8 protein-coding genes and 1 pseudogene are annotated in these 5,879 nt (G+C 63.6%); 4 read left to right on the top strand and 5 right to left on the bottom strand.

Translation table 11 applies throughout. The annotated features are described in order from the left end of the window. Together EN935_RS19175 and EN935_RS19170 are read right to left on the bottom strand one after the other, a co-directional pair. Window positions 1–301, bottom strand: a pseudogene (locus tag EN935_RS19175) (hypothetical protein); the annotation flags it as partial. Window positions 302–512: 211 nt separating this feature from the next. Further along, complete coding sequence (locus EN935_RS19170; protein WP_109671242.1) at window positions 513–1,259, bottom strand: 3-oxoacyl-ACP reductase family protein; 747 nt, start codon at window positions 1,257–1,259, stop codon at window positions 513–515. Between the two features lie 99 nt (window positions 1,260–1,358). On the opposite strand from EN935_RS19170, the gene EN935_RS19165 reads away from it, so the two are divergent. Together EN935_RS19165 and EN935_RS19160 are read left to right on the top strand one after the other, a co-directional pair. Continuing rightward, window positions 1,359–1,973 carry a TetR/AcrR family transcriptional regulator gene (locus EN935_RS19165; protein ID WP_109671241.1) on the top strand — a complete coding sequence of 205 codons (615 nt, stop codon included), beginning with the start codon at window positions 1,359–1,361 and terminating at the stop codon, window positions 1,971–1,973. A gap of 55 nt (window positions 1,974–2,028) precedes the next feature. Continuing rightward, window positions 2,029–2,424: a rhodanese-like domain-containing protein gene (locus EN935_RS19160; protein ID WP_056587731.1), complete on the top strand. Its 396-nt coding sequence runs from the start codon at window positions 2,029–2,031 to the stop codon at window positions 2,422–2,424. 13 nt (window positions 2,425–2,437) lie between these two features. Here EN935_RS19160 and EN935_RS19155 read toward each other — a convergent pair whose 3' ends face one another. Then, on the bottom strand, window positions 2,438–3,346 hold the full coding sequence (locus EN935_RS19155) for an alpha/beta hydrolase (RefSeq protein WP_127373524.1): 909 nt from the start codon (window positions 3,344–3,346) through the stop codon (window positions 2,438–2,440). 47 nt (window positions 3,347–3,393) lie between these two features. Here EN935_RS19155 and EN935_RS19150 point away from each other — a divergent pair, with 47 nt between their 5' ends. After that, entirely contained in the window at window positions 3,394–3,846 is a 453-nt protein-coding gene (locus tag EN935_RS19150; protein ID WP_127265645.1) for a MarR family transcriptional regulator, read from the top strand. A 20-nt stretch (window positions 3,847–3,866) separates the two neighbouring features. On the opposite strand, the gene EN935_RS19145 is transcribed toward EN935_RS19150, so the two are convergent. Together EN935_RS19145 and EN935_RS19140 are read right to left on the bottom strand one after the other, a co-directional pair. Next, window positions 3,867–4,478, bottom strand: a complete 612-nt coding sequence (locus tag EN935_RS19145; RefSeq protein ID WP_127265646.1) for a pyridoxamine 5'-phosphate oxidase family protein — start codon at window positions 4,476–4,478, stop codon at window positions 3,867–3,869. Window positions 4,479–4,551: 73 nt separating this feature from the next. Further along, on the bottom strand, window positions 4,552–4,905 hold the full coding sequence (locus EN935_RS19140) for a DUF971 domain-containing protein (protein WP_109671237.1): 354 nt from the start codon (window positions 4,903–4,905) through the stop codon (window positions 4,552–4,554). A 195-nt stretch (window positions 4,906–5,100) separates the two neighbouring features. Between EN935_RS19140 and moaA the strand changes: the two genes are divergently transcribed. Further along, window positions 5,101–5,879: GTP 3',8-cyclase MoaA (moaA, locus tag EN935_RS19135; protein ID WP_127373523.1), on the top strand; the 779-nt coding region annotated here is incomplete at its 3' end.

The raw sequence follows: 5,879 nt of genomic DNA, 5'->3' as shown, positions 1-5,879 counted from the left end.
GGGTCGCCGGCTGCGGCGCTGCGGTCAGCGCCGAGAAGTCGATGCGGACCAGCCGGTCGGCCTTGTAGGTGTAGTAGGACGGGCTGCTGATTTTCACACCACCGCCGCCGGCGCCGGCCGGGGCTTTTGGCTTGTGCTTCGGTGGCGGGGGCGGAAACTCGCCTTGCGGCGCGCGCTTGACGCCGCCGCCGAAAAGCATGTCGAAGAGCCCCTGCGCGCCTGCCTGAGGCACACCGAAAGCGAGCGTTGCCGTGATCGCCATCAGCGGCATCACGGTTGCTTTGTTTCCGAGGAATTTCATGGATCACCCGCTCCGGTCGCAACCGGTTCCCGTTCCGCACGCTCGATCGTCCCGCTCACCGCATGGCGGATGTAAGGCGCGACTATACTGATTCATACCGATTTCGTTAAGCTTTCATAAATTTTGGAACGCCTGTTGCAGAACGGTTTCACAACATCGTGACGGCTGGAGCAGAAGGTGTTTCCGCTCCAGCCGTGAAATCCCTTGCGGATCAGGCGTTGGCGCCGCCATCGATGGTCAGCGCGGCGCCGGTCACGAAACGGCCCTCCGGGCCTGCCAGCCAGGCGACCATGCCCGCGATGTCCTCGGCCTTGCCGAAGCGCGGTGTCGCCATCTTCTGGCGCTGGTGTTCGGCATGCGGGCCATCGGCCGGGTTCATGTCGGTGTCGGTCGAGCCGGGATGAACGACATTGGCGGTGATGCCGCGTGGGCCGAGGTCGCGCGCCAGCGCCTTGGTCAGGCCGACCAGCGCCGCCTTGCTGGTAGAATAGGCGGTGAGGCCGATGTCCGTCGCCCGTTCGGCAAGATTGCTGCCGATCGAGATGATCCGGCCGCCCTCGCCCATATGGGCCGCCGCCGCCTTGGAGGCGATGAAAGAGGCTCGCAGATTGACCTCCATGGTCTCATCGAAATCGGCCAGCGACAATGTAGCGATAGGAGCCGCGCGCCAGATGCCGGCGCTGTTGACCAGGATGTCGAGCCGGCCAAAGGCACTCGCGGCGTCATCAACCGCCCTGTCTATGGCGGCGGCATCGCGGCTGTCGGCCTTGATCGCGATGGCGCGGCCACCCTTGGCCTCGATGTCGGCGACAACAGCACGGGCCTGATCCTCGCCATGCACATAAGTCAGCGCGACACTGGCGCCATCGGCCGCGAGACGTCGCGCAATCGCCGCACCGATGCCGCGACTGCCGCCGGTGACGATCGCGGCCTTGCCGCCCAGTTGGTTGGATGACATCGATTTCTCCTTTTTGTAATGATCGATACATAAATATCTGTCAGCCTTGCCCGTCGGCGTCAACTGAATTATGTATCGATCAACACAGAAAAGAGCATCATGTCGGAACGAGGCCGCCCCCGCACCTTCGATCGAACCTCTGCATTGCGCTGCGCGATGGAGGTCTTTTGGGCGCGTGGCTACGAAGGCGCGTCGATGAGCGAGCTGACCGCCGCCATGCGCATCAACTCGCCCAGCCTCTATGCCGCCTTCGGCAGCAAGGAGGCGCTGTTCCTCGAGGCGACGGAGCTTTATTCGCGCACCGAGGGCGCCGACATCTGGCTGGCGCTGGAGGAAGCACCGACCGCGCGGCTGGCGATCGAACAATTTCTGTGCCTGACGGCGAAAGCCTATGCACAGACCGATCGCCCGCAGGGCTGCCTGGTCGCGCTTGGCGCGCTGCATCAGGACTCGAGCCGCGGCGCCATCTGCGATGATCTGCGCCGCCGCCGCGCCGAAAACCATAGCGCGCTGCAGAAGCGTCTCGAGCGCGGCGTTGCCGAAGGCGAACTGCCGGCGGATTTCGACGCCAGCGCCATCGCGACCTTCTTCGCCACGGTTCAGCACGGCATGTCGATCCAGGCACGCGACGGGGCATCGTACGCCGCCCTGCTGGCGACGGTAGCTGGGGCCATGGCTGCCTGGAAGATGTTGGCCGGCACCGACGCAGCGTGACAAACGCCCGCCAGTGTGCTCGAAATTCGCCGGCAAGGCCGGGAGGGACGAGAGCGTGAAAAAGGGTTATCGCGAACTGCTGGACGAGGCGAACGCCGAGATTGAAGTGGTTTCGCCGGAGGAAGCAGCCGGACTGCTCGACGATGAAGACACCATTTTCGTCGATCTGCGCGACCCTCGCGAGGTGGAACGCGACGGCAGGATTCCCGGCGCCAAACATGTCACCCGAGGCATGCTGGAATTCTGGATCGATCCCGAAAGCCCTTACCACAAGCCATTCTTCGCTTCGGGAAAGAGCTTCGTCTTCTTCTGTGCAGGCGGCTGGCGCTCGGCGCTGGCCACCAAGACGGCGCAGGACATGGGGCTTTCGCCGGTCAAGCACATCCTTGGCGGCTACACCGCCTGGAAGGCCGCCGGACTGCCGGTCGAACCCGGTGAAAAGAAGAAGTAAACTCGATCGACGCTCAATGCAGCAGCGACGGCTCGCGATGCATCACGAAGCCGACCGCGCGTTCGATCACACCCTTGTCCGCAAGGATACGGCGGTGGCCGAGCCCATCGGCCCAGTAAAGCCGCACATGGCCGCCTGCGCCGGCATAGCGCCTTGCATGATCGGCCGAGACTTCGCGGTCGTCCTGTGCGTGGATGACCAGGGTCGGCACCGGCGCCTGGGCAAGCTGGCGGTCGCCGGTGAATTCGTGCAGCGGCCTGCCGGAAAGATGTTCGACACGGTCCGCCATGGCGACCTGCGAGCGCGGGCCGACATTGAGCATGCGGCTGAAGTCGGCAAAAATCGCCGGCAGGGAACTTGGCGCCGCAATCAGCACCAGTCGTCCGGCCGCCAGTGGCGGAATGTTCTTGACCGAACCGGCGATGGCATTGGCGGCGACTGCGCCGCCGAAGGAATGGCCGACCGCCGCCACGAACGGGCCGAACCATTCGCCGGCAACCCGCACCGCATCCACCGCATTGACCATGTTCAACCGCCGGCCCTGCGACTGGCCGTGGCCAGGCAAGTCAAGCGAAACGACCCTGTAGCCGGCGGCACGATAGCCTTCGATCAACGCGCGCATATATTCGGTGCGTGAGCGCCAGCCATGGACGACAAGCACCGTGCCGGCGACTGCCCTGCCCGGCTCCGGTCGGAACTCGTGCACCATGACGCAGCCGGTCGCGGTCTTCAGCCGGTGATGACGCGCCTCGGTCATGAACTCGGCAGCACGGCCGATGGCGCGGCGTTCGCCGTCGCTGAGCGCCTTGACGCTCGGCGTGCGGCAGAACAATTCGAACGCCGCTCGCCCGGTCAGGCGTGGCGCGACACGCTCGGCCGCACCAAACACGCCCCGGATGACCTTCAGCCCGAATGATGCCATAGTGAGAATCCATCCATACGTTCAAGCATGAACATAATAGTTCAAAGATGAACAATAAACAAGAGCTACCTTGGGACAGCCCGCGTTTTCGCAACTGGGTCGCGGTGGCGCGCGCCTGCCATGTGCTGGAACGCACGCTGGCGGTGAAGCTCGCGCCGCTCGATTTGAAGCCGGCGCAGCTCGACGTGCTGATGAACCTCTACCGCCATCCCGGCATGTCGCAGCACGACCTTGCCCGCAAGCTGCTCGTCGGCCGTTCCAACATCACCATGCTGCTGCCGCAGCTGGAAGCGCGCGGCCTGCTGCGCCGCGAAGGCGATGAAAAGGACAAGCGAATCTTGCGGCTCGCCCTGACGGAAGCCGGCGAGGCGCTGCTGATGCAGGCGCTGAAAGTGCATATGGCGCTGATCGAGAAGGCGATGAGCCAGTCGACACCGGAACAGTGCGACATGATCGGCGATCAGATGCGCAAGATCTATGAGGTTCTGAAAGAGGCTTGAGCGCCCCTTTCAGCCCAGACCTACCACATCGTCTTCTTCGCCCGCTCCGGCCATTCCTTGTCGTAGGTCTCGCCGTCGATGGTCTTGCGGCTGGTGATTTCCAGGATCTGTCCGGGCGTCGGCAGCGACTTCGGATCGACGTGCCTTGCCGGATTCCAGAGTTCGGAGCGGACAATGGCGCGGGCGCATTGGAAATAGACCGAATCGACATCGACAACGGTCACCGAGCGCGCGGCCTTGCCGTCCACCATGAAGGAGGCACACAGCGCTGTATCCATGGTGATATGAGCACGGCCATTGACGCGCAGCGTCGTGCCGGAGCCCGGCACCAGGAACAGCAGGCCAACGCGCGGGTCGCGGATGATGTTTCTGAGCGAATCGGCGCGGTTGTTGCCGCGACGGTCCGGCATCATCAGCGTTTTCGGATCGTGAATGCGCACGAAGCCGGCGAGATCGCCGCGCGGCGAACAGTCCAGCCCCTCCGGCCCGCCGGTCGCCAGCGCGACGAAAGGCGAGGCTTCGATGAAGGCGGCATACTCTGGAATGACGTGGTCGAGTTCCTTGACCAGCGAGGCCTCGCCTGGGACGCCATAGAGCGCCTCAAGTTGCTCGACCGTGGTGATGACGGACATCTTTTTCGTCTCCAAACCTTTGCCGGCGCTACTCCAGATGTGTGACGTCTTCACGACACCAGCACGCCCAAGGCTAGCGGTCCCGGCTCAGGCCCTTTTCCGCAAGCTCGGCGAGATAGGCGTCCCAGCGCGCATCCTTCTCGTGGCCGAGCGTGTGCAGGTAATTCCAGGTGAAGATACCGGTGTCGTGGAAATCGTCGAAGGTGATGCGCACGGCGTAGTTGCCGACCGGCTCGATCTTCAGGATCGCCACATTGCGCTTGCCGGGAACCGTCACCCGCTGTTCGGGCGAATGGCCCTGCACCTCGGCCGATGGCGAGGCGACGCGCAACAGTTCCGCCGGCAGTTCGAACGGCCGATGGTCGGGAAAGGTGACGGATAGCAGTTTGCGGTCCTTCGAGACCCTGAGTTCTTTCGGTGCGGTCATGCTGTTCGATCCCGTATCATCCATCCTCCCTACGCCGCTTCGCCAAACGGGAAAAGCCTGTTTCAGGCCGACCGACATGCGATGTCGGCGCAGAGATGTTACCAAAGATCGAGAGACGGTATCTTGAATGAACGGCCGCATCGTATCACATAGCGGTATATAACGACGCCGTTCACGGTCACGGGAAGCGTTTGCATGGACATGATCGACCCTTTCGGTCGCACGATCAGCTATCTCCGCGTGTCGGTCACCGACCGCTGCGATTTCCGCTGCACCTATTGCATGGCCGAGGACATGGCCTTCCTGCCGAAGAAGGACCTGCTGTCGCTGGAAGAACTCGACCGGCTCTGCACGGTCTTCATCGGAAAGGGTGTCAGGAGATTGCGCCTCACCGGCGGTGAGCCGCTGGTGCGCAAGAACATCATGCATCTCGTGCGCCAGCTGTCGCGGCATCTCGACAGCGGCGCGCTGGAAGAACTGACGCTGACCACCAACGGCTCGCAACTGTCGCGCTTTGCCGCAGAACTCGCCGATTGCGGCGTCAGGCGCATCAACGTCTCGCTCGATACGCTCGATGCCGACAAGTTCCACAAGATCACCCGCTGGGGCCATCTCGACAAGGTCATGCAAGGCATCGACGCAGCACTTGCGGCCGGGCTGAAGGTCAAGCTCAACGCGGTCGCGCTGAAGGATTTCAACGACGCCGAGCTGCCCGAGATGATGCGCTGGGCGCACGGCCGCGGCATGGACTTGACGGCCATCGAAACCATGCCGATGGGCGAAATCGACGCCGACCGCACCGACCAGTATCTGCCGCTTTCGCTGCTGCGCGCGTCGCTGGAGCGCCAGTTCACGCTGACCGACATCCCCTTCAAGACCGGCGGCCCGGCCCGCTATGTCCATGTCGCCGAGACCGGCGGGCGGCTCGGCTTCATCACGCCGATGACGCATAATTTCTGCGAGAGCTGCAACCG

The organism is Mesorhizobium sp. M7D.F.Ca.US.004.03.1.1, from assembly GCF_003998635.1.
Classification (GTDB): Bacteria; Pseudomonadota; Alphaproteobacteria; order Rhizobiales; family Rhizobiaceae; genus Mesorhizobium; species Mesorhizobium loti.
Note: the sequence above shows the minus strand (reverse complement) of the source record. Positions and strands in the feature narration are given on the sequence as shown.